This window comes from Streptomyces pacificus, assembly GCF_011766325.1.
Classification (GTDB): Bacteria; Actinomycetota; Actinomycetes; order Streptomycetales; family Streptomycetaceae; genus Streptomyces; species Streptomyces pacificus.
In genome coordinates this window covers 91,670-113,781 of the sequence record NZ_BLLG01000009.1, presented here as the reverse complement: position 1 = coordinate 113,781, position 22,112 = coordinate 91,670, and the positions used below count along the sequence as shown (strand labels likewise).

The following is a 22,112-nucleotide window of genomic DNA, read 5'->3' as shown; positions in this document are numbered from 1 at the left end:
CCCGGATCGGCCTCCCGCCCGCGCCGGGGTACCGGAACAGGCTGCTCCGGTACCCCGCGCAGGCCGGCGTCCGCGGTGGGCGGCCCTGCCGGGGGTGACCGCTTCGGCTCTGGGGCACCCGGCGCCAGAGAGCCCGCGGCCCCCGCCGCGGCGAACGCCCGCAGGGGCGGCGACGGCTCCGGCCCGGCGCGCGTCTTCCCCGCTCGCCGGGCCGGGCCCGCACACCGCGAACCGCTCCGCCGCTACTCGGTGGCGATGGCGTTCAAAACGTTCATCCGGCCGGCGCGGAACGCCGGCACCAGCGCGGCGAACAGTCCGACGAACGCCGAGCCGACGAAGACGTACAGAATCGTCGGCCAGGGGATGTCGAGGACGCCCAGCCCCTCCAGCGCGAGCAGCTTCTGCGCCGCGGTGCCCCAGCCCATGCCCAGGCCGAGGCCGAGCAGGGCCCCGAAGAGCGCGATCACGACCGACTCCAGGCGGATCATCCGGCGCAGCTGGCGGCGGGAGAGGCCGATGGCGCGCATCAGGCCGATCTCCCGGGTCCGCTCGACCACCGACAGGGCGAGGGTGTTGACGACCCCCAGGACGGCCACGATGACCGCGAGGGCGAGCAGCCCGTACACGATGTTCAGCAGCTGGCCGACCTGGTCCTTCAGGACCTGCTTGAAGTCCGTCTGGTCCAGCACCCGGTACTGCGGGTAGGCGGCGAGGGCGTCCTTGAGGGCCTCGTAGGTCTGCTGCTCCTTGCCCTCCTCGGCATCGGCGAACATCATCGTGTTCATCGGCATCCGCTCGGGCGTGAGGTACCGCTCGGCGGTGGTGACGGCCATGTACATCGAGCCCTTGTCGACGTTGGTGTCGTCGGAGGTGACGGCCGCGACCGTCAGCTTCGCGGTCTCACCGCCCGTGAACGCCACCGTCATCGCGTCGCCGACCCGCACCCCGTGCCGCTCGGCGTAGTCCTCGCCGACGGACATGGCGTCCTCGCCGTAGGCGGCGGCGAGATCCCCGGCGACGACCTCGCGTCGCAGGACCTGCGCGTACGTCGGGTCGGCGGCGACCAGCCACTCGTCGTCGCTCGACGTCCCGTCGGGAGCGGTGACCGTCGCGCCCACCCTCCGGTACTCGGTGACGCCGGTGACGCCGGGGGTCTGCTCCAGGGCCTTCTGGGCCTGCGGCACGATCATGCCGTTGGCCGACTGGACGACGAAGTCGGCGCCGACGGACCTGTCGAGTTCCTCCGTCGCCGAGGCGACCATCGACGAGCCGACGACCGACAGGCAGGCGACGAGCGCGAGCCCGATCATCAGGGCGGCGCCGGTGGCCCCGGTACGGCGCGGGTTGCGCAGGGCGTTGCGTTCGGCCATCCGCCCCACCGGCCCGAAGACCCGCAGCAGGACCGCGCCGAGGACCCGTACGACGACCCCCGCGAGCAGCGGGCCGACGACGATGAAGCCGACGAGGCTGAGGACGACGCCGGCACCGAGCCAGACCGAGCCCCCGGCGGCCTCGTCGGCCCGTGTCGCCGCCCACAGGGCGGCGCCGCCGGCACCGGTGAGGACCAGGCCGATGACGCCCCGGACGAGTCCGGCCCGGCCGTCGGCGGGGGTGCCGGCCTCGCGGAGGGCGGCCATCGGGGAGACCTTCCCGGCGCGCCTGGCCGGAATGTAGGCGGCGACGAGCGTGACGAGGACGCCGAGCACGAGGCCGACCGCGGGCGTCGTCCATTTCACGGTCAGATCCGCGGTGGAGAGGTTCATGCCCACCGACGACATGAGTTCCATCAGGCCGACGGCGAGCCCCACCCCGGCGCCGACGCCGGCGACCGAGCCGACGGCGCCGAGGAGCAGCGCCTCGGCCAGAACCGACCGGTTGACCTGGCGGCGGCTCGCCCCGACGGCGCGCATCAGGCCGATCTCGCGGGTGCGCTGGGCGACCAGCATGGAGAAGGTGTTGACGATGAGGAAGACGCCGACCAGGACGGCGACGCCGGCGAAGCCGAGCATCGCGTACTTCATGACGTCGAGGAAGCCGCTGACTTCCTCCCGGCCCTCGTCCGCGGCCTCGGCCTGCGTCTGGAGCGTGTACGGGCCGTCGACGGCCGCCGCGACGCTCTTCTTCAGCCGCTCGTGGCTCACCCCGGGTTCGGCATCGACCAGGATCTGGGTGAACTGCCCGGTTCCCCCGAGAAGTTGCCGCTGGGCGGTGGCGGTGTCGAAGTAGACGATGGCGGCGCCGGGGTTGGTGACCTTGAAGGACGCGATACCGGAGATCGTCGCCGTGAAGTCGCCGGTGACGGTGATGGTGCGCAGCCTGTCGCCGATCTGCAGGCCGTGCTTCCCTGCGGTGTCGGCGTCGACCATGACGTCGGTGGGGCCGCGAGGGGCGCGGCCGGAGGTGATCTCCATGGAGCGCAGATCGCCCCGGCCCCAGTTGGCGGCGATCGTCGGCGCGCCGGTGCTCGACCCCATGTTCTCGTTGCGGTCGTCGACGACGGTGACGCCCGCGGAGACGACGGCGCCCCTTGCGGACTCCACTCCCTCGGCCTTCTCCACGGCCGGCAGCAGCGAGGCGGGCAGGGTCTCCGGACGGCCGCTCCCCGGCGCGCCGTCGCCGGTCCCGTCCTCCTCGGGGCCGACCGTGACATCGGCGGCGGTGACCGCGAAGAGCTTGTCGAAGGTGGTGTTCATCGTGTCGCTGAACACGAGTGTCCCGGACACGAACGCCACGGACAGCAGTACGGCGACGGCGGACAGCGCCATGCGCCCCTTGTGCGCGAGGAAGTTCCGCAGTGAGGTCCTCAGCACGGTCACGAGGTCCGCCCCCGGGCGTCGAAGTCCTTCATGCGGTCGAGGACCTGCTCGGCGGTGGGGTCGAGCATCTCGTCCACGATCCTGCCGTCGGCCAGGTACAGGACGCGGTCGGCGTAGGAGGCGGCGACCGGGTCGTGGGTGACCATGACGATGGTCTGGGCGAGTTCGTCGACGGACCGGCGCAGGAAGCCCAGGATCTCGGCGCCGGAGCGGGAGTCGAGGTTCCCGGTCGGCTCGTCGCCGAAGATGATGTCGGGCCGGGAGGCGAGGGCGCGGGCCACGGCGACGCGTTGCTGCTGGCCGCCCGACAGCTGGCTGGGGCGGTGCTTCAGCCGGTCGGCGAGCCCGACGGTCTCCACCACCCGGTTCAGCCAGGCGGTGTCCGGCGCCCGGCCCGCTATGTCCATGGGGAGCGTGATGTTCTCCAGGGCGTTCAGTGTGGGCAGCAGGTTGAACGCCTGGAAGATGAAGCCGATCCGGTCGCGGCGGAGCCGGGTGAGCTTGGCGTCCTTCAGCGAGGTGATCTCGGTCTCGTCGAGGTGGATCTCGCCGGAGGTGACGGTGTCGAGTCCGGCGAGGCAGTGCATCAGCGTGGACTTCCCGGAGCCCGAGGGGCCCATGATCGCGGTGAACCGGCCCCGCATGATGTCCACGTCGACGTGGTCGAGCGCGACGACCCGCGTCTCACCGGACCCGTACGCCTTCACGACCTGTCGCGCCCGGGCCGCGACGGCCGCATTCCCTCCGGTACCCCCGTGCTTGGGAGTGGTCACAGCCGTTGCCACGGTAAGTCTCCTCAGTCAGTGAACGGTCAGCCACAGCCGAGGGCGCCGCTCGCGGTACGGGTCCACGGGAGGAGAACGACCCCGGCGCGCTCGCGCACAGCCGGGTTCCCACCCGGGCTCTCCCCCACCCCGCGGCGGCTCGGGTGGCCGTGCCGCCGGTACGGGTCAACGGTACGGAGGGCCCTGTGGTCCGCTCGTCCTCCCGGGGGACGAACGGTACCTGGACGAAAGTAGGGAGATCCCCCTAGGGGCCCGTTGGCCCCGCAACGGCCCGGGCCTTCGCGCGCAAGCCCCTCCCCCGGTGGGGCGCGAGGTGAGAGGCTGTGCCCGGCGGGAGATACGTGCATAGGGAAGGAATCTCGATGGGCGGGGGCGGGGACAGGGGCGCGGCGGATGGCATAGCCGGGGACGGTACGGACGGGGACAGTGCCGGCACCGGCACCGGCACCGGCACGGACGGGAGCGGGGACGGGAGCGGGAGCAGGGACGGGAGCGGGGACGGGAGCGGGAGCGGGAGCGGGGACGGGAGCGGGGACGGGAGCGGGAGCAGGGACGGGAGCGGGGACGGGAGCGGGAGCAGGGACGGCCGGCCCACCGGGCGGCCGTTACGCGAAGGCACCGGCCCCGGCGAGGACGGGCGGCCCACCGCCGGCACCGCGGGCCGACGCGGGCCGGTGGTCGCCGCGCTGATGCTCGGGATGGCACTCGCCGCCCTCGACGGGACGGTCGTGTCGACCGCGGTCCCCCAGATCGTCGGCGACCTGGGCGGCTTCTCCGTCTTCTCCTGGCTGTTCTCCGGCTATCTGCTCGCCGTCACCGTCACCCTCCCCGTCTACGGCAAGCTCTCCGACTCCTTCGGCCGCAAGCCCGTACTGATCGCGGGCATCGTGCTGTTCCTGGCCGGTTCGCTGCTGTGCGCTGCCGCCTGGAACATGGCCTCACTGATCGCCTTCCGCGTCGTCCAGGGGCTCGGCGGAGGAGCGCTCCAGGGCACGATCCAGACCATCGCGGCCGATCTGTACCCGCTGGAGGAGCGGCCCAGGATCGTGGCGAGACTGTCCACGGTGTGGGCGGTCTCGTCGGTCGCGGGACCCGCGGTGGGCGGCCTGCTCGCCGCCTACGCCGACTGGCGCTGGATCTTCCTGATCAACCTCCCCGTCGGCGGGCTCGCGCTCTGGCTGATCGCCCGTCACCTCGTGGAGCCGGTGCGGGAGCCCGGGCCGCGCCCCCGGGTCGACTGGCAGGGCGCGCTCGCCGTCTTCGTCACCGCGACGCTGCTGCTGACCGCGCTCGTCCAGGGCGGAGTGGCCTGGCCCTGGATCTCCGCCCCCTCGCTCGGGCTCCTCGCAGCGAGCGCGGCCTGCGCCGCCGTCACCGTACTCGTCGAACGGCGGGCGGCTGAGCCCGTCATCCCCGGCTGGGTGTGGCGGCGGCGCACCATCGCCTCCGTGAACCTGGCCATGGGCGCGCTGGGGCTGCTGATGGTCGCCCCGACGGTGTTCCTGCCGACGTACGCCCAGTCGGTGCTCGGACTCGGGCCGATCGCGGCCGGATTCGTGCTGTCCGCGATGACCCTGAGCTGGCCGGTCACCGCCGCGTACGCCAACCGCGTCTACAACCGCATCGGGTTCCGCGACACAGCCCTCGCCGGGATGGGCGCCGCACTGCTCGTCCTGCTGGCGTTCCCGCTGCTGCCGTACCCGGGCGAGCCGTGGCAGCCGGCCCTGATCATGCTGCTGCTGGGGGCGGCCCTCGGCTTCTTCCAGCTCCCGCTGCTCGTCGGGGTGCAGTCGACCGTGCCGTGGGCCGAGCGCGGGACGACGACGGCGTCCGTGCTGTTCTGCCGTCAGGTCGGGCAGAGCGTCGGCGCCGCGCTCTTCGGGGCGCTGGCCAACGCGGTGCTGACCGCCCGGCTCGGCGGTGCGGGCGATCTGGACTCGGTCTCCCGGGCGCTGGCGGACGGGTCCTCGAACGCCCCTCTGCGGCGCGCGGTGTCGGCGGCGGTCGACCTGGTCTTCGTCGGCGCCGCGGCCGCCGCGGCGCTCGGGCTGCTGGCCCTGCTGTTCGCACCGCGCAGGTTCGCGGTCCTCAAGGAACGGCGACCGGAGGTCTGACGTGCCCCGCCGGCCGAACGCGGTCACTTCGCGGCACGGGTCGGCACGGAAACCGCAAGCGGCGCAATCAGCCCTGGGACTGCGGGCGTTCCGTGAGGCCGGCCAGCACATCCCGGACGTGGTCCAGCTGCTCGTGGATCTCCTCGGCCCGCCGAACGTGCTCGCGGAGGACCCGGTCGGTCTCCCGGGAGACACGCGCCGCCCGCACACCGGCCTCCTCCACCAGGCGCGCGGCCAGCACCTGGGCCTCCTCCCGGTCGCGGCGCGCCGACTCCTCGGCCTCCGCGAACGCGCACAGCGCCTCCGACAGCCGGGCCTGCGCCCGCGCGGTGAGGGCCCCGTAGCGCTCCGCCGCCTCCGCGTCCCGCGCCGAGTGCTCCCGCTCCGCCTCGTAACGGCGGGACACCCGCATCCGGTCGAGTTCCCTGAGCAGGTCCGCGGCCCGGCACCCGGCCGCCTCCAGAACGGCCATCGCCTCACCGTGTTCCGCCGCGGCCTGCACCCGCGCCGCGTCGCGGAGCTCCTCGGCCTCCGCCCGCGCCGAAAGGACGATCCGCCGCGCCCGCGCGTCCGCCTCCTCGCGGGTCTGCCCCGCCCCCACGGCGGCCAGTTCCCGCAACCGGCGCGCCTCGGCCTCCACCGCCTCGCACACGGCCCTCGCCTCCTCCCGCGCGGTGGACAGCACCACGGCCGCTTCCTTCTCCGCCAGGTCGAGGACCTCCTGGGCGCACGGACCGGGTGGCTCGTGCGCCGGCGGTCCCAGCGCCTCGGCGAACTGCCGGAGCGACACCGCCTCCGCCGACAGCTCCCCCACCACCCGCGTCAGCCGTGCCGCCCGCCGCCGTGCCTCGTCCCGCTCCCGCCCGAGCGCGGAGACATACCGGTCGACCTGGTCCAGCCGGTAGCCGCGGCCGCGTACGGTGACGAAACCTCCCTGAGCCGGTCCCGCATTCATCTCTGGCTTACTCCTCCCGGAGCGGTCGACGCGGGAACATCGTGCTCGATCACGGCGAGGCGCCCATACCGCGACACTCCGCCGCACAGAAGTGCACACCGGACCCGAGGCATCGATCGAGCACCCGGACGGCGCACGCTCCGGCGCGCAGACCTGCCTCACCACCGGCTCGGCGTGCAGCCGGACGCGGCAGGCGCCAGGGGCCCGGACGCGGGAGACACCACCGGCCCGACCCACCGCCAACCCGTACGGCAGTGCCAGCGGCGCCCCGGCGGCAGCCGGCCGCCACCGCCCGCGGCGGCACCGCGGCACCGCGGCACCGCCGCCGTCAGCCGCCGTCGCGGCGCGACCGCCCCACGGCCGTACCAGGCGCCGCACCAGGCGTGCGGCGCCCCTCGTCCGCGAAACGGTCACGCCGCCCGTGACCGCCGCCCGGTCAGCGGATCAGAGCAGCCCGTCCCACATCTGCTCCAGCAGCACCGACCACCAGCTGTCCGGCGACGACAGCGCCGCCGGATCCAGCATGGCGAGCTGCAGCTGGAAGTCGACGGTCCACCGGCCCGCCTGCTCCGGGCTGAGCCCGAACCGCAGCCGCCACATCCGGCCCAGCAGCGCCAGCGAGCGGGTGAATTCCGGAAGACCGGTGTTGACGAACTGGGGTTCCGTCGGCTGCCCGCCCGCACCGCCCGCACCGCCCTCTACGGGTACCGCCACGATGTGCGCGGTACCGTACTGGACACAGATCGCCCGGCCGAAGTCGCTGCCCACGACCAGGTAGGCATTCGCGTCCGACGGCGGCCGCACCTGCCGCTGCGCCGCCAGCTCACCCAGCGTCGGCACCACCGGGTGCGCCGGCTGCGCCCAGAAGAACGGCCCGAGGTCCACGGGGAGCCCCGCCCACACCAGCGTCCGCGCCACGATCTCCGGCACACCCTGACGGGACACCGCCCGCTGGTCGTACCGGCAGATACCCTGCGGACCGAACGCCCCCACCAGCTCGTGCGCCACCCCCTCCGGCGGGAGGGGCGGGGCCTGCTGTACCCGCGGCAGCGGAGCGCGGACCGGGACGGGACGCGCCGGACCATCCGCGACCTGGTGCAACTCGCCCTGATGGGTCAGCAGTTGCCGCATGCCTGCCTGCCTGCCCGCGTGGTCCCTGCCGTACGGGGCGATGCTCGTGATCCTGGCCTGCGGCCAGGTCTCCCGGATCATCCGGGCGCAGTAACCCCCCGGCAACTCGCACGACTCCAGCTCGGTGTGCAGCTCGAGCACCTGGTCGCTGGGGACGTTCATCGCGCGCAACTCGTGGAACATCTGCCACTCCGGGTGCGGTGCACCCGGTGAGGAACGGCGGATGAGCTGCTGCTCGGACCCGTCCGGCGCGCGATAGCGCAGCACGGCCTGGTAGCCGGGGCCGACGGTCGGCACGGTGGCAGGCTGCTGCGGTGGCTGCTGCGGATAGCCGTACGCGGTCTGCTGACCGGACTGGGGCGCGTGCGGCACGGGCCCCGGAGGTGCCGGAGGTCCAGGCGGTCCCGGCGGCTGCGGAGGTTGCGGAGGTTGCGGCACTGCCCGACCGGCCGGTCCCGCACCCGGCCCCGCCGCATGGGGATCCGGATGCGGACCCGGATGCGGACCCGGGTGGTGATTCGCCAGCACCGTCGCCGCATGGTGCACCCCACCCGGCGGAGTGCCCGGGACGCCCGGCCGGCCAGGAGGCTCCGGCGCACCCGGCGGCCGCGCGCCCTCGGGGCCGGGCCGGGAGACGATCTGCGTCGGTACATACCCATCTGCGGGCCCACCCGGGCTGCCCGGCCCCGACCGGGGCGGCGTCACCCCGGGCTGGCCGGCCGGGGCGCCGGGCGGCCGGGCCGGTGGCGGAGGAATCGCGGGGCCGGTGCCGCGCGGTGGCACCGTGTTCCTGCTGGTCGCGGCGTCCGCCAGGTCCTCCGCTGAACGCGGCGCGTGGGTGCCGGGGGGCGGTGTGGCGCCGGAACCGCCGGAACCGCCGGTCCCGGCGCCACCCGCGGCAGCACCGGCACCGGCACCGGCACCGGCCGCCGCGGCGGCACCAGGACCAGCACCAGCACGCTGGGGGTCGGGGCCGGGCGGCTCCACCGTGCGCGGCGGTCGGCTCCCGTCGGGTGTCAGCGCCGTCGGCGCCTCCGCGCCCATCGAAGCCGGCCGGCCCGCCTCGTCGTCGGCACCCGCCGGCGGCGGGGAGAACACCGTCGCCGGCAGAGGTACGGAACCCTCGTCCGAGCCTGCGTTCGTGTCCGTCCCCGCCCACGGCGTCGCACCCGGCGGCGCGGCCTGCTGCATGTCGGGGGCGGTCGGCTCGTGCTCGCCGTCCCCGGGCCGGCCGGCGGCCGGGCCGGCCGCACCCACCGCCGCAGCGGGGGGCGTCCCCGGCGACCCGGCGACCGAAGCCGCCGCCGTACCCGGCCACGCGGTGCCGCCCACGTGCGAACCACGGCCGCTCGTCACCCCGCCCCCGGTCGCGTCCCGGGGACCGGCCGCGCCCTGCGCAGACCGCGCCGGGCCGGCGCCCCGCCCGCGGCCCGCGGACGCGTCCGCGGGCGACGTACCCGCAGCCGGGGCACCCGGCGCAGACGCAGCCGCCGCCGAAACACTCCCCGTCGCCCCCTCCTGCGTCGGCGCACCCGGCGCAGACGCACCCGTGCCACCGCGCGCACCCCGCTGGTCCGCCATGCCCAGCCTGTCGGCCGCGTCCTGCAACCACTCCGGCGGACTCAGCAGAAACGACGTCTGGTTCAGATCGATCCGCTCCGGCGGCACCGCGGCCGGCACCGGAGCTGCCACGGGAGCGCCGTACTCCTCCTCGTAGCGGCGGATCACCTCCCCCACCGGCAGGCCCGGCCACAGCGTGGCCTCCCCGCTGTCCCGGGCGATCACCATCCGCTGCCGGCCGCCGTCCGACGTCGCCCCCTCCGGACGGTCCTCCGCCCACACCACGAAGCCCGACCCGAACTCCCGCACCCGCACCTCCCGGTGCCGGTAGGCGGGCAGTTCGCCGTTGACCCACTCCTCCGCACGCTCCTGCGCCTGCGCGAACGTCACCATCGAGAAGTTCACTCCCCCACCGGGACGGCGTGCGCGAAGCCGCCGTCCACCATCAGGTTCGCCACGGTCTCCAGCTCCGGCGGATTCCCCACCAGCCTCTCCAGGAGCACGTCGAAGTCCTCGCCGCACGGCAGCAGCAGGCTCTCCACCCGCTCACCCGCTGTCAGGCCGTCCCGGTCCCGGGCGTCGTCGTAGGCGCAGAACCACACCGAACCCGCCGCCGCGCCGCGGACCTTGACCGCCAGCAGTCCGCCCTGGACGAAACCGACCCCCAGATAGTCCTTCGTCAGATGGTCCCGCAGACACTTGTTCATGTACACGAGGTCGTTGACCGCCGCCTCCTCCCGCACCGTGAAGAACGGCTGGTCCACCAGCAGCCCCAGCTCCGCGTCGAGCGCGACGCCCGCCGGGGCACACCCTCCGGCCGCCTTGAGGAAGGAGCGGTACGCACCCGGCAGGCGGTACCCCAGGTCCTCCTCCACATCGAGCAGTTGCCCCTCGGACACGGAGACCGCGCCCTTGGGCAGGCCGAAGTGCACCGGCCGCGTCTCCCGCAGCGGACGCGTCCCGCGCTTCCCGTGGTCCACGACCGCCGTCGCCACACCGCCGTGATGCCGCAGCAGGGCCTTCACCTCGACCGGCACCAGCTCCAGCCGGCGGCTCCCCGCCACGTGATGCCACGTCCAGCCGTGCGGCGTCGCCACCGGGGCGATCGTGTCCCACAGCTCATGACCGGCCCCGGCCAGCGCCGCGTTCGCCGACACGTAGTCCGTCAGGCGGAGTTCGTCGACGCCGAAGCCCGCCGGGGGCTCAGCGATCTCCGCCGCCGCCCGCGCATAGGGGGCGAAATCCGGAAAACCGCGCTCGTCCACCCGGACACCCCGAGGATGCCGCGCGGCCCTCACCGGGTCCGGGAAGTGAACGACCTGTCCGGCGTAGGCCGCGTTCGGCGGCGCTGCGTTCCCCGGGCCCTGGGGACCGGGAGGCGCTCCCGGTCCCATCCGACCTGTCGTCATGGCGCTCTGCCCCCTGCCGCGTCCTGCTGGTTCACCCCAGCCTATGCGCAGGGGCGGCAGCCGCCTGCGCCGCTCCGTTCCCGTAACGGCCCATCACCTCCGCGTGACGCTCCGACCAGGACAGGACGACACAGCCACACCTTTCGGCCACCCCGCTTCCGCGCCGCCGGACCCGTTTGGCAGGCTGTCCCAGCGACTCGGGGGGATTGCAGGGAGGAACAGCACCACGATGCACACGGCACCGCAACCGTCGCCGACAGCCACCACGGGTGACCCCAGGCTCAGCTGGAGCAGCGCGGAGTCCGCGGGGCGCCCGCCCGCACTCCGCTTCCGCCGCGACGGGATCCTGCCCACCGTCGCCGCCGCGCTCTCCGTCCGCGGCACGACCCTCACCTGCACCGCGGCCAGAGGGGACCAGCCGCCCACCCTCCATCCGCTGGTCCAGGACTTCCTCGACACCCTCACCAGCGGCCAGCGCGAGCGCTTCACCGGCAGATGCCCCGAGGCCATCCTGCTCTCCCGCCACATCGGCGCCACCGACGCCGCACGATCCAAGCGCGCCCGGCGCAAACCCCTCACCCCCGGCGAAGCCCGCCGCTCCCTCAAGCACGCCAAACTCACCACCCGGCGCATCCGGGAGGACGGCGACCCCCTGCACGGCGGCTACGCCGCCCCCTGCCGCTCCTGCGCGGCGATGCTCGCCCACTTCGGCGTGCGCACCGTCGAACCCGCCCAGACCGAGAACGGCTGAACGCACGCACATGCCCGACCACCCCCTCAGTACCACCCGATTCCCCGTCGGCGTCGACGCGGCCCTGCGCGACGCGGGCTGGCAACCGGGCCGCTGGGACATCCGACTCGCCGAGCGCTGGGCCGACACCCTCCGCGCCCATGTCTCCCCCGGAGGCCACCGGCACACCGTCTTCCCTGCCGCCGTCGAGGCCTGGGCCGAGTTCGGCGCCCTGCGCATCACCCCGCCGGGCCCCGGCCGCCAGACCGCACCCGCGGTCCTGCGCCTCGACCCTCTCGCCGGCCTCCACCTCGCCCGCACCCTCGGCGACCTGGGCCGCGCCCTCGGCACCGAGGTCGCCCCCCTCGGAGAGGAGGGCGACGCGCAAGCCGTCCTCGCCATCGACGCCGAAGGGCGCGTCTACAGCGTCGACCACACCGGCGACTGGTACCTCGGGCCCGGTCTCGACCAGGCCCTCATCTCCCTCGTCAGCGGCAACCTGCCCGCACGTCTCACCACACCCTGAGCGGACGGCACCGGGAACACCAGGGGCGGCGGAACACCAGGGGCGGGGGGCACCACGAGGGGGAGGCCGTATGCGCGACACCCAGGGCGGCGGGCCCAGGGCAGCGGACCCCACGGCGGCTCGAGCCGTGGCGGTGCGGGTCCCGGCGGTGACCCGCACCGCCACGGCTCGGCCCAAGGGACTCACCCCGCCGGTGACTCCGCCTGCGACCCCATCGGCAGCACCGCCGACACCCGGAAACCGCCCCCGTCCGTCGGCCCCGACACAAACACCCCGCCCAGCGCCGACACGCGCTCCCGCATGCCCACCAGACCGTTCCCCCCGCTCGGCAGACCCGCGTCCGCCGCGCCGCGCAGCGAGGGCCCGTTCTCCACCTGCATCGCGATCTCCGCCGCACGATGAGCGACCCGTACCCACGCCTTCGCACCCGCCGCGTGCTTGTGGACGTTCGTCAACGCCTCCTGCACCACCCGGAACGCCGTCTGCTCCACGTCCGGCCGGTACACACGCGGCTCGCCGTGCACCGACAGTTCCACGGCCATCCCCGCCAACCGCGACTGCTCCACCAGCGAACCGAGATCCGCAAGCGACGGCCCCTCCCCCGCGGCCGACGCCTCCCCGGCCTCCCCGGCCTCGCCGAACTCGCCGAACTCCCCGGCGGCCTCCCCGGCCTCCCCGGCCTGGACGCCATCGCCCGCCTCAGCCGCCTCAGCGGCAGCCGCGGCCGCCGCCCCCACCGCGGCCAGTGGCACCGGCTCGGCCGCCGCCCGCGCCACGGCCTCCTCACCGGACCTGAGCACCCCGAGCATCTCCCGCAGCTCCGTCAACGCCTGCCGGCCCATGTCCCCCACCAGCGCCGCGTTCCGCACCGCCTTCTGCGGATCCTTCAACGCCACCGCCTGCAACGCCGCCGCGTGCACCACCATCAGGCTCACCCGGTGCGCCACCACGTCGTGCATCTCGCGCGCGATCCGCGTCCGCTCCTCCGTACGCGCCCATTGCGCCCGCTGCTCCGCACGGTCGGCCAGCAGCGTCAGCTCCTGCTCCAGACTGATCGCCCGCTCCCGCAGGCTCTCCATCAGCCGCCGCCGCGCGCCCACGTAGAGCCCCAGCAGCAGCGGCGGGGCGGTCAGCCCGATCGACATCACGACCGACACGACCGGCACATACCAGGGCCCGGGATCGAAGTCGGCCGTCGCCACGTCCTGCCGGGTCCGCACGAACGTGACGACGAGCGTCCCCAGCAGCGACATCCCCGCCAGCGCCGCGATCACCCGCCGCGGCACCTCCGAGGCCGCGAGCGTGTACAGGCCGACGATCCCCATCAGGAAGCCCATCTCGGCCGGGGTGACCGCGATCGACACCAGCACCACGGCGACCGGCCAGCGCCGGCGCAGCACCAGCACCGACCCGGCGAGCAGCCCGAAGACCACCCCCACGAGCGCGGGCAGCGAGGCCCTCTCCGCGAACCCGGCACCCTCCAACGCGCACTCGGCGGCGGACAGGAGAGCGAGTCCCCCGTCCAGCACCGCACTCCGCCGGCGCCCCCACCGCAGCGATCCCCACAGCGCTCCTCCCGGCGATCCCCACGGCGATCCTCCCGGCGACGACCCGCTCCACAGGGCGCCCCGTGTGCCACCCCGCCCGCCGCCCGTCGTGTCTCCCGGCCCGCCCCCCGCAGACCCGCCGTCCCGCCTGCTTCCCGAAGCCTCGCCCCGCCCGCCCTCGCCCTGGCCGGTCCGTCCGCCCTCCGGCGCGCCTTTCCGCCCGCCTCCGCGCCCGCCTCCCGGCCCGCCGTCCGCAGAGTCCCGGTGTGCCCCCGTTGTGGTCATGTCTCACAGCGTACGAAAGCGGTCGAGCGGTTTTCCGGCGGCTTCCGCAGCACGAACCGCCGCCCCAGAGGGCCGTGAACCGCGACAATCGCCCGAACCGGCGAATCGGGCACGCTTTCGACCCGGACGCCCGCATTCGAGACGAGCCTGGACACATGACCTCCATGAGCGGCGGATGCGCCGACTTCGACGACCTCCGCAGACAGGCGATCGCGCTGCGCCGCGAGGGCCTCAGCCTCCGCCAGATCCGCGACCGGCTCCGCATCGGGAACAACGACATCCTCAACCGCCTGGTGAAGGGCGAGCCCCCGCCGGACTGGACCAGGCGCCCCCACGCGCGGGACGACCTCCGCGCGAAGGCGCGCGCACTCCGGAGCCAGGGGATGACCTACGACCAGATCCAGGTCGAACTGGGCTGCTCGAAGAGCTCGATCTCGCTGTGGGTACGGGACCTGCCGAAGCCGGTTCCGCGCACGCCTTCGGAGCAGGCGAGACTGGCCGCCCGGAAGCGCTGGGAGCACGAGGGCCCGAGGAGGGAGGCGGCGCGTCAGGCGACCAAGGACACCGCCCGGCGGGAGATCGGCACCCTGACCGAGCGGGAGTTGTTCCTCGTCGGGGTGGGGCTGTACTGGGCCGAAGGCACCAAGGACAAACCTCACGCCCGCCGAGAGAGGGTCATCTTCGTCAACAGCGACCCCGGAATGATCAGGCTGTTCCTCGCATGGCTCGACATGGTCGGAGTGGACCGAGGCCACCTGAGGTTCCACGTCATGATCCACGAGTCCGCCGATGTGCACGGCGCGGAGCGCTACTGGGCCGACGTGGTGGAGGCAGACGTCTCGGCTTTCGGCAAGACCACGCTCAAGCGGCACAACCCGAAGACCGTCCGCAAGAACGTGGACACGCGCTACCGGGGCTGCCTCGTCATCCAGGTCAGGCAGAGCGCCGAGCTATACCGTCGCATCGAGGGCTGGTGGTACGGCATAGTAGGGGCTGCATCCGCGACCGAGCCATCAAATCGGACATAGCGGTAATCCCGGGTCGTCTAAGGGCAAGACGTCAGATTTTGGTTCTGATCATGGGGGTTCGAGTCCTCCCCCGGGAGCAAGCCTGCTCGGTTCGGGCCCTGACCCCACGGTCAGGGCCCGCGCTCATTTCACGCCTGTACGCCCCCGGTATCCTTCGGGTGTCCACCACCCGAAAGCCGAAGGGCATTCCCGTGAGCGCCAACCGCCCGGCCGCCGTCGTCGTCCTCGCAGCGGGTGAGGGCACCCGCATGAAGTCGAAGACCCCCAAGGTCCTGCACGAGATCGCCGGGCGCTCGCTCGTCGGGCATGTCGTGTCCGCGGCCCGCGAACTCGAGCCCGAGCAGCTCGTCGTGGTCGTGGGACATGCGAGCGAGCAGGTCGAGGGGCACCTCGCAGCGCACTACGAGGGCACCCGCACGGCGTTCCAGGCGGAGCGGAACGGCACGGGGCACGCCGTGCGCATGGCGCTTCAGGAGCTGGGCCAGGCGCCGGACGGCACGGTCGTGGTGGTGTGCGGCGACACCCCCCTCCTCTCCGGTGACACGCTGTCGTCCCTGGTGGGGGCGCATGCCGCGGACGGCAACGCGGTGACGGTGCTGACGGCTCGGGTCCCGGACTCGGCGGGGTACGGCCGGATCGTGCGGGACGCCGCCACGGGCGCGGTGACCGCGATCGTGGAGCACAAGGACGCCTCCGAGGCCGAACGGGCGATCAGGGAGATCAATTCGGGGGTCTTCGCGTTCGACGGCCGGCTGCTGGCGGACGCACTCGGCAAGGTCCGTACGGACAACAGCCAGGGCGAGGAGTATCTGACGGATGTGCTCGGGATCCTGCGCGAGGCCGGGCACCGGGTGGGTGCGTCGATGGCCGGGGACCACCGGGAGATCCTGGGGATCAACAACCGGGTCCAGCTGGCGGAGGCGCGCCTGCTGCTGAACCGGCGGCTGCTTGAGCGGGCGATGACCGCCGGCGTGACGGTGGTGGACCCGGCGTCGGTGCTGGTGGACGTGACGGTGACGTTCGAGCGGGACGCGGTGGTCCATCCCGGTACGCAGCTGCTCGGTGCGACGCATGTGGCGGAGGATGCCGAGGTGGGCCCGAACACGCGGCTGCGGGACACGGTGGTGCACCGGGGTGCGCGGGTGGACAACACGGTGGCGGACGGCGCGGTGATCGGCGAGTCGGCGTCGGTGGGTCCCTACGCGTATCTGCGTCCGGGGACGCGGCTTGGCACGAGCGCCAAGGCCGGTACGTACGTGGAGATGAAGAACGCGACGATCGGCGACGGCACCAAGGTGCCGCACCTGTCGTACGTCGGCGACGCGACGATCGGCCATCACACCAACATCGGTGCCGCCTCGGTGTTCGTGAACTACGACGGCGAGGCGAAGCACCACACGACGATCGGCTCCCACTGCAAGACGGGCTCGGACAACATGTTTGTTGCTCCCGTCACAGTCGGGGACGGCGCGTACACCGCGGCGGGTTCGGTGATCACCAAGGACGTGCCCGCGGGTTCGCTGGCCGTGGCCCGCGGCCAGCAGCGGAATATCGAGGGCTGGGTGGCGCGCAAGCGCCCGGGCAGTGCGGCGGCGCAGGCGGCTCAGGTGGCCGGCGAGGCCGTGGAGCGCGAAGGCTGACCGAAAACGGGCGCGCCCATCTCGGCGTACCGTGATACGTGCACATGATTCGGCTGGCTCGCCGCACGGGACACGGGCGGATCGGCGGATCGGCAGCGGAGAAACACGTCTGAGGAGACAGTTGCTGTGACCGGGATCAAGACGACCGGCGAGAAGAAGCTGATGCTCTTCTCCGGCCGCGCCCACCCCGAGCTGGCCGAGGAGGTGGCCCACCGGCTGGGGGTCGGCCTGGTGCCGACGAAGGCATTCGATTTCGCCAACGGCGAGATCTACGTACGCTTCCAGGAGTCGGCGCGCGGCGCGGACTGCTTCCTGATGCAGAGCCACACGGCCCCCATCAATAAGTGGATCATGGAACAGTTGATCATGATCGATGCGCTGAAGCGGGCTTCCGCGCGGAGCATCACGGTGATCCTGCCCTTCTACGGCTACGCGCGCCAGGACAAGAAGCACCGCGGGCGCGAGCCGATCTCGGCGCGTCTGATCGCGGATCTGATGAAGACGGCCGGCGCGGACCGCATCCTCACGGTGGATCTGCACACCGACCAGATCCAGGGCTTCTTCGACGGTCCGGTGGACCATCTGTTCGCCCTGCCGCTGCTGGCCGACTACGTCAGCGCGAAGGTCGACCGCTCCAAGCTGACGGTGGTGTCCCCGGACGCCGGCCGGGTGCGGGTGGCGGACCGCTGGTGCGACCGTCTGGACGCACCGCTGGCGATCGTGCACAAGCGCCGCGACAAGGACGTGGCGAACCAGGTGACGGTCCACGAGGTCGTGGGCAATGTCGAGGGCCGGGTCTGCGTCCTCGTCGACGACATGATCGACACCGGTGGCACGATCTGCGCGGCCGCCGAGGCGCTGTTCTCCCACGGCGCCGAGGATGTGATCGTGACGGCCACCCACGGTGTGCTGTCGGGTCCCGCCGCGGACCGTCTGAAGAACTCGAAGGTGAGCGAGTTCGTGTTCACCGACACGCTGCCGGACCCGGGCAACCTGGAACTGGACAAGATCACCGTCTTGTCGATCGCCCCGACCATCGCGCGTGCCGTGCGCGAGGTCTTCGAGGACGGCTCGGTGACGAGCCTGTTCGAGGAGCAGTAGGGGGCCGCGGGCTGCGGACCGCCCGATCCGAGTGATCGAAGATCGATTTAGGCTGCGGCCTCCCTCCGGGTAGACTCAACGGGTTGCTCGGCGAGGGAGGCCGTACCGTTTCGCGTACGGCGGTCCGTTATCGACGCGCTCTTCGTGGCAGGCCGTTCGTGGCCGGGTGACTGTTCATGTTCGTCACCGCATACGAGGAGTGCACATGTCCGAGGTGAAGATTTCCGCCGAGCTCCGCAGCGAGTTCGGCAAGGGCGCCGCCCGGCGCATCCGTCGCGAGGACAAGGTCCCCGGCGTCCTGTACGGGCACGGTTCCGACCCGGTCCACCTGACGCTGCCGGGTCACGACCTGCTGCTGGCGCTGCGCACCCCGAACGTCCTGCTCGCGCTGGACATCGAGGGCAAGAGGGAGCTGGCGATCCCGAAGGCGGCGCAGCGCGACCCGCTGAAGGGCTTCCTGGAGCACGTGGACCTGCTGCTGGTGAAGCGCGGCGAGAAGGTCACGGTCGAGGTCCCGGTACAGGCCGAGGGTGACCTGGCGCCCGGCGGCAACCTGCTGGAGCACGTGCTGAACGCGCTGCCGGTCGAGGCGGAGGCCACCCACATCCCCGAGTCCTTCACGGTGTCCGTCGAGGGCCTGGAGGCCGGCGCCTCCGTCCACGCCAAGGACATCAAGCTGCCCAAGGGCGTGACCCTGGCGGTGGAGGAGGACGCGGTCGTGCTGCAGGTCCTGGCCGCGCAGGCCGAGGAGCCTGCCGCCGAGGCCGAGGAGGGCGAGGCCGCAGCGGCCGCCGAGGGCGCCGAGGCCTGAGCCGTACGCTCTGCTTGACGGGGTGGCGGGCCGCGCGGCCCGCCACCCCGTTCTCTGTTCTGGGACTCTGTGCGCACTGGAGGAGACGACCATGAGGAGACGGTCATGACGACGGACGACGCCGGCGCGCCCTGGCTGGTGGTGGGCCTGGGGAACCCGGGGCCGGGGTATGCCGGGAACCGCCACAACGTGGGGTTCATGGTCGCGGATCTGCTCGCGGAGCGGATGGGCGGGAAGTTCAAGCGCGCAGCCAAGGCCCAGGCGCAGGTGCTGGAGGGCCGGATCGGTCCCGCGGGTCCGGGGAGCCGCCGGGTCATCCTGGCCAAGCCGTTGTCGTACATGAACCTTTCGGGTGGTCCGGTGGTGGCGTTGCGGGACTTCTACAAGGTCCCCACGGCCCATGTGGTGGCGGTGCACGACGAACTGGACATCGACTTCGGGGTGCTGAGGCTGAAGCTGGGGGGCGGTGACAACGGGCACAACGGCCTGAAGTCGATGACGAAGGCCATGGGTTCGGACTACCACCGGCTGCGGTTCGGGATCGGGCGCCCGCCGGGGCGGATGCAGGTGGCCGACTTCGTGCTGAAGGACTTCTCCGGCACGGAGCGCAAGGAGCTGGACTACTTCGTGGACCGCGGGGCGGATGCGGTGGAGTGTCTGGTGACGGAGGGGCTGGAGCGGGCGCAGAGCACCTACAACTCCTGAGGGGTCCTGCAAGGCTCAACGCCGGCCGAGAACAGCGGACACCCGCGTCGGTTCGGCCAGCACAACCGCACAACCGCACCCATTGGACCACGCAAAAGCCCCGTCTCTCAGGTGAGCGACGAGGAGGGTACGTGGCGTTCGGAGCGAGGGAGTCAGCCTTGCCTGAGCATTCCGCCCTTCACCGCCTCCACGAAGGTCCCCCACGTACGGTTCGGGACGAGCAGCGCCGGTCCGTCCGGAACCTTGCTGTCCCGAACCGAAGTCAGACGAGGACTGTCAGCAACCTCGAGGCAGGCTCCGCCGTCGCCGTTGCTGTACGACGACTTGCGCCACACAGCGGTGGTCAGATCTGGTGCCAGGGTCATCGTTTCGCGTAGTCCTTCGCCACCGATTCGATCAAGTCGAGGGATGCTTCCGGCGGCAACGAAGCGGCCCTGGTCAGATCGTAGGCCCTCTGGTACTGGGCAACTAGTGCCGGTTCCTCGACCAGTTGCCCAGTAAAGGCGCTCTCGGTGTACACGACGGGTGGTGCGTCGTCGAAGGTCATGTGGATCGTCGTACCGTTGAGGAACGCTGCCGCACCAGCAGCGAAGGGGAGGACCTGCACGAGCAGCCGCCGGTTGGTTCGAGCGCCCTCTGCCAGTTCGGCCAGCTGGTCTGCCATGACTGCGCAGCCTCCCACGCGGACCCGAAGCGCTGATTCATGCAGCACGACCCACAGCAGTGGCGCGGCCGGGCAGTCGAGGAGGGCCTGCCGGTCCAGCCGTGTGCGGACGAGGCGCTCAACCACATCCTGGGATTCGAACCGCTGGGCCGCGCTCACCAGGGCCCGCGCATACCCCTCCGTCTGCAGCAACCCCGGCACCAGCATCGGCGCGTACTCACTGAGTGTCCGCGCCTGCTGCTCCAGCTCCGCCGCGTCCGCGAAGTACTCGGCGTGCTTCGACTTGCGCGCCAGACGGCACAGGCGCTGGAAGTGCCCGCCCGACTCGAAGACCTCGTCGAGCAACCTGGACACGTCCGGCTGGGGCAGCCGCTTCGCCGACTCGAACTGGCCGATGTAGGTGCCGGAGCAGAAGACCCGTTCCCCGAGCTGGTCCTGCGAATAGCCACCGGCCTCGCGTTCGCGGCGCAACTCGGAGCCGTAGAAGGTGCGCGGCGATGCATACGGGTCGAGCTGGTTGTGGATGGTCATCGGCCACGTTCCCCTCGGGTGTGCACGGAGCACGCGCGCATCGCGCGGCCGGGACGGAGTGGCCGCGACGGCAAACGCTGCCCGCAACGAGGCTGTTGGCACGCGCCCCCTACTGAGGGTAGCGCGAGACCGTCACGCTGTGAGCATGAACCGAAGCACCAACCCCCGTCCCACCTCCGCCGGACACGACGACTCCGCCAGGTCAGTCGTCGCGGACACCCCCCTCGCCGTCGCACTCCTCGCCGCAGACGATCTCGCCGAGGTACTCGGCCGCCTCGGCATCGCGCTGCCGTCTCTCCGCCCGGACCTCGCCTCGTGCACCACGACGACCGCCCCGCGCCCGCTCATCGAGCTGGGACGGGTGAACCTTCACACGGCCGCCCTCCTGACCGCCGCCCTGCGCACGGCGGCCGCGGCGACCACAGCACCGGAGGCGGGCGACCTGCCGTGAGCGGAGCCGCTCCGCCACCCCCCGGCACGATCGCCGTGGACGAGCGGACCCGCCGGGTAGGAGAGGTCATGGGATACGTCGGACCATACGTGCAGCTGCGGCCCCTCGGGGGCGGCCGGGAGTGGGACGCCCTGCCCGCCGAGGTCCGCCCGGCGACCCGGGAGGAACGGCTGCGCGCCGCACTCACCGTGGCCAACGCCCACAGCAGCCGGGGCGCGCTCGGCAAGGCACCGCCACCGGCTATACCGCCCGGACCACCTCCCCCGGGTCATTGACGACCCAGGCGTGATGGAGGCGGATCCACTCAGGGCGCCGGGCGTGTGTGGAGCGAGGTCGAGGTCGACGGTGTCGAGAGACTCCAGGAACTCGGCGGCGGTTCGCGGGCGGCGCAGGGGGTTGTAGTCGGTCGCGTTCCGCACGAGCTCGTCGACGTAGCCGGACAGGCCGTCGACGAGGGCGGAGGGGGTCCGGCCCTTGCCCTGCTGGAGCCGGGCGCCCAGCTCGGCCTGACTGTGGGCGGGCGGGCGTCCAGTGAAGATCAGGTATCCGAGGACGCCCAGGCCGAACATGTAGAGGGCGACGGGGTCAGGGGTCCTGGCGGTCAGTTCCGGGGCGAGGTAGAGGTCGGCGGCCTCGGAGACGTACGCGGCCAGGTCGCGCGACGGGACGATCTCGTGGCCGGTGGTGAGGGACCCGCCGGAACCGCCCTGGCCTCCCGTGGTGCGGGGGCGCCGCACGGCCGTCTGCCCTTCGGCGATCTGCAGGACGGGCCGGAGCCAGTGGTCCTCCTGGCCGTCGCCGCGCCGGCCCGGGCAGGACGTGGATCGCGCGGGCGTGCAGGGCGCGGTGGTACAGGCGGTGCCGGTGAGCGTAGTGCACGGCCTCGGCGAGCTGGCGCAGCAGGGCCGAGCGGGACCGGGCGTCAAGCCGGTCACCGTACTCGGAGGAGGCGACCGTGCCCTGCCAGCTCTTCAGCTCGACGAGGAAGAGCCCGGACGGAGCGGCGACCAGCAGGTCGACCTCACGGACATGGCCGCTGTGCGCGGTGAACGTGAAATTCGACCAGGCACGGTAGGGCTCTTCGTCAGGCAGCAGTTCCTTGAGATGCAGCAGCCCGCTGCGCTCGTGCTGGAACTGCGACTCGGTGACGGTAGTCCACCGGCCGTCTCGCATGACCGCGATCGCCCCTTTCCTTGTCCTCGGTCCCATGGCTGGACGTGTGGCCGGTTCTCAGCCGACGTACCAGCGTATCGGCCGGGGCCGACACTTCCCCGAGCGGCTGTGCACTCGTCTCCCGGCCCGCGCCAACAGATCACGTGTTGG

At 72.7% G+C, this 22,112-nt stretch carries 19 protein-coding genes and 1 tRNA gene; 11 read left to right on the top strand and 9 right to left on the bottom strand.

Annotated features, from left to right (window positions below; genetic code table 11):
• Nucleotides 1-242: 242 nt before the first annotated feature.
• Together SCWH03_RS16715 and SCWH03_RS16710 are read right to left on the bottom strand one after the other, a co-directional pair.
• On the bottom strand, nt 243-2,816 hold the full coding sequence (locus SCWH03_RS16715; protein ID WP_173265049.1) for an ABC transporter permease: 2,574 nt from the start codon (nt 2,814-2,816) through the stop codon (nt 243-245).
• Nucleotides 2,813-3,601 (bottom strand): ABC transporter ATP-binding protein, encoded by a 789-nt coding sequence (locus tag SCWH03_RS16710; RefSeq protein ID WP_173265048.1) that lies wholly within the window; start codon nt 3,599-3,601, stop codon nt 2,813-2,815. Before SCWH03_RS16710 ends, SCWH03_RS16715 begins: the two co-directional genes overlap by 4 nt.
• A gap of 698 nt (nt 3,602-4,299) precedes the next feature.
• On the opposite strand from SCWH03_RS16710, the gene SCWH03_RS16705 reads away from it, so the two are divergent.
• Entirely contained in the window at nt 4,300-5,715 is a 1,416-nt protein-coding gene (locus tag SCWH03_RS16705; protein ID WP_443098661.1) for an MFS transporter, read from the top strand.
• A gap of 67 nt (nt 5,716-5,782) precedes the next feature.
• Here SCWH03_RS16705 and SCWH03_RS16700 read toward each other — a convergent pair whose 3' ends face one another.
• From SCWH03_RS16700 to SCWH03_RS16690, 3 genes are all read right to left on the bottom strand, one after another.
• Nucleotides 5,783-6,670 carry a hypothetical protein gene (locus SCWH03_RS16700; protein WP_173265047.1) on the bottom strand — a complete coding sequence of 296 codons (888 nt, stop codon included), beginning with the start codon at nt 6,668-6,670 and terminating at the stop codon, nt 5,783-5,785.
• A 444-nt stretch (nt 6,671-7,114) separates the two neighbouring features.
• Nucleotides 7,115-9,754 carry an SUKH-4 family immunity protein gene (locus SCWH03_RS16695; RefSeq protein WP_173265046.1) on the bottom strand — a complete coding sequence of 880 codons (2,640 nt, stop codon included), beginning with the start codon at nt 9,752-9,754 and terminating at the stop codon, nt 7,115-7,117.
• Between the two features lie 8 nt (nt 9,755-9,762).
• Nucleotides 9,763-10,770, bottom strand: a complete 1,008-nt coding sequence (locus SCWH03_RS16690; RefSeq protein WP_173265045.1) for an SMI1/KNR4 family protein — start codon at nt 10,768-10,770, stop codon at nt 9,763-9,765.
• A gap of 229 nt (nt 10,771-10,999) precedes the next feature.
• Here SCWH03_RS16690 and SCWH03_RS16685 point away from each other — a divergent pair, with 229 nt between their 5' ends.
• Entirely contained in the window at nt 11,000-11,521 is a 522-nt protein-coding gene (locus SCWH03_RS16685; protein WP_173265044.1) for a YwqJ-related putative deaminase, read from the top strand.
• Nucleotides 11,522-11,531: 10 nt separating this feature from the next.
• The gene (locus SCWH03_RS16680; RefSeq protein WP_173265043.1) at nt 11,532-12,026 is read left to right on the top strand and encodes an SUKH-3 domain-containing protein; all 495 of its coding nucleotides are present in this window, start codon (nt 11,532-11,534) and stop codon (nt 12,024-12,026) included.
• A 182-nt stretch (nt 12,027-12,208) separates the two neighbouring features.
• Here the strand turns inward: SCWH03_RS16680 and SCWH03_RS16675 are convergent, their stop codons facing one another.
• On the bottom strand, nt 12,209-13,594 hold the full coding sequence (locus tag SCWH03_RS16675) for a sensor histidine kinase (protein WP_173265158.1): 1,386 nt from the start codon (nt 13,592-13,594) through the stop codon (nt 12,209-12,211).
• 419 nt (nt 13,595-14,013) lie between these two features.
• Here SCWH03_RS16675 and SCWH03_RS16670 point away from each other — a divergent pair, with 419 nt between their 5' ends.
• The 6 genes from SCWH03_RS16670 to pth all read left to right on the top strand — a co-directional run bounded on the left by SCWH03_RS16670 (nt 14,014) and on the right by pth (nt 19,143).
• Nucleotides 14,014-14,886 (top strand): hypothetical protein, encoded by an 873-nt coding sequence (locus SCWH03_RS16670; protein WP_173265042.1) that lies wholly within the window; start codon nt 14,014-14,016, stop codon nt 14,884-14,886.
• A 6-nt stretch (nt 14,887-14,892) separates the two neighbouring features.
• Nucleotides 14,893-14,963: transfer RNA gene (locus SCWH03_RS16665), tRNA-Gln, on the top strand.
• A 114-nt stretch (nt 14,964-15,077) separates the two neighbouring features.
• Nucleotides 15,078-16,526: a bifunctional UDP-N-acetylglucosamine diphosphorylase/glucosamine-1-phosphate N-acetyltransferase GlmU gene (gene glmU / locus SCWH03_RS16660; RefSeq protein ID WP_173265041.1), complete on the top strand. Its 1,449-nt coding sequence runs from the start codon at nt 15,078-15,080 to the stop codon at nt 16,524-16,526.
• Nucleotides 16,527-16,652: 126 nt separating this feature from the next.
• Nucleotides 16,653-17,627, top strand: a complete 975-nt coding sequence (locus SCWH03_RS16655) for a ribose-phosphate diphosphokinase (RefSeq protein WP_109294430.1) — start codon at nt 16,653-16,655, stop codon at nt 17,625-17,627.
• 205 nt (nt 17,628-17,832) lie between these two features.
• Entirely contained in the window at nt 17,833-18,438 is a 606-nt protein-coding gene (locus SCWH03_RS16650; RefSeq protein WP_173265040.1) for a 50S ribosomal protein L25/general stress protein Ctc, read from the top strand.
• Between the two features lie 105 nt (nt 18,439-18,543).
• Nucleotides 18,544-19,143: an aminoacyl-tRNA hydrolase gene (pth, locus tag SCWH03_RS16645; RefSeq protein ID WP_173265039.1), complete on the top strand. Its 600-nt coding sequence runs from the start codon at nt 18,544-18,546 to the stop codon at nt 19,141-19,143.
• Between the two features lie 152 nt (nt 19,144-19,295).
• Here the strand turns inward: pth and SCWH03_RS16640 are convergent, their stop codons facing one another.
• Both SCWH03_RS16640 and SCWH03_RS16635 read right to left on the bottom strand, forming a co-directional pair.
• Complete coding sequence (locus SCWH03_RS16640; protein WP_173265038.1) at nt 19,296-19,508, bottom strand: DUF397 domain-containing protein; 213 nt, start codon at nt 19,506-19,508, stop codon at nt 19,296-19,298.
• Nucleotides 19,505-20,371 carry a helix-turn-helix domain-containing protein gene (locus tag SCWH03_RS16635; protein WP_254076800.1) on the bottom strand — a complete coding sequence of 289 codons (867 nt, stop codon included), beginning with the start codon at nt 20,369-20,371 and terminating at the stop codon, nt 19,505-19,507. The genes SCWH03_RS16640 and SCWH03_RS16635 overlap by 4 nt, the downstream gene beginning before the upstream one ends.
• A gap of 112 nt (nt 20,372-20,483) precedes the next feature.
• On the opposite strand from SCWH03_RS16635, the gene SCWH03_RS16630 reads away from it, so the two are divergent.
• Nucleotides 20,484-20,789 carry a hypothetical protein gene (locus SCWH03_RS16630; protein WP_173264972.1) on the top strand — a complete coding sequence of 102 codons (306 nt, stop codon included), beginning with the start codon at nt 20,484-20,486 and terminating at the stop codon, nt 20,787-20,789.
• Nucleotides 20,790-20,857: 68 nt separating this feature from the next.
• Complete coding sequence (locus SCWH03_RS29115) at nt 20,858-21,064, top strand: hypothetical protein (protein ID WP_254076799.1); 207 nt, start codon at nt 20,858-20,860, stop codon at nt 21,062-21,064.
• Between the two features lie 310 nt (nt 21,065-21,374).
• Here SCWH03_RS29115 and SCWH03_RS16625 read toward each other — a convergent pair whose 3' ends face one another.
• A complete protein-coding gene (locus SCWH03_RS16625) occupies nt 21,375-21,962 on the bottom strand; it encodes an NERD domain-containing protein (RefSeq protein ID WP_173265037.1) in 588 nt (195 codons plus the stop codon).
• Between the last annotated feature and the right edge of the window lie 150 nt (nt 21,963-22,112).

Bases quoted from the DNA above. Each gene is read 5' to 3' on its own strand.
- SCWH03_RS16630 (WP_173264972.1), top strand. From the start codon at position 20,484: ATGAACCGAAGCACCAACCCCCGTCCCACCTCCGCCGGACACGACGAC.
- SCWH03_RS16685 (WP_173265044.1), top strand. From the start codon at position 11,000: ATGCACACGGCACCGCAACCGTCGCCGACAGCCACCACGGGTGACCCC.
- SCWH03_RS16625 (WP_173265037.1), bottom strand. From the start codon at position 21,962: ATGCGAGACGGCCGGTGGACTACCGTCACCGAGTCGCAGTTCCAGCAC.
- SCWH03_RS16640 (WP_173265038.1), bottom strand. From the start codon at position 19,508: ATGACCCTGGCACCAGATCTGACCACCGCTGTGTGGCGCAAGTCGTCG.
- SCWH03_RS29115 (WP_254076799.1), top strand. From the start codon at position 20,858: ATGGGATACGTCGGACCATACGTGCAGCTGCGGCCCCTCGGGGGCGGC.
- SCWH03_RS16695 (WP_173265046.1), bottom strand. From the start codon at position 9,754: ATGGTGACGTTCGCGCAGGCGCAGGAGCGTGCGGAGGAGTGGGTCAAC.
- SCWH03_RS16700 (WP_173265047.1), bottom strand. From the start codon at position 6,670: ATGAATGCGGGACCGGCTCAGGGAGGTTTCGTCACCGTACGCGGCCGC.
- pth (WP_173265039.1), top strand. From the start codon at position 18,544: ATGACGACGGACGACGCCGGCGCGCCCTGGCTGGTGGTGGGCCTGGGG.
- SCWH03_RS16690 (WP_173265045.1), bottom strand. From the start codon at position 10,770: ATGACGACAGGTCGGATGGGACCGGGAGCGCCTCCCGGTCCCCAGGGC.
- SCWH03_RS16680 (WP_173265043.1), top strand. From the start codon at position 11,532: ATGCCCGACCACCCCCTCAGTACCACCCGATTCCCCGTCGGCGTCGAC.
- SCWH03_RS16670 (WP_173265042.1), top strand. From the start codon at position 14,014: ATGACCTCCATGAGCGGCGGATGCGCCGACTTCGACGACCTCCGCAGA.
- SCWH03_RS16650 (WP_173265040.1), top strand. From the start codon at position 17,833: ATGTCCGAGGTGAAGATTTCCGCCGAGCTCCGCAGCGAGTTCGGCAAG.
- SCWH03_RS16705 (WP_443098661.1), top strand. From the start codon at position 4,300: ATGGCACTCGCCGCCCTCGACGGGACGGTCGTGTCGACCGCGGTCCCC.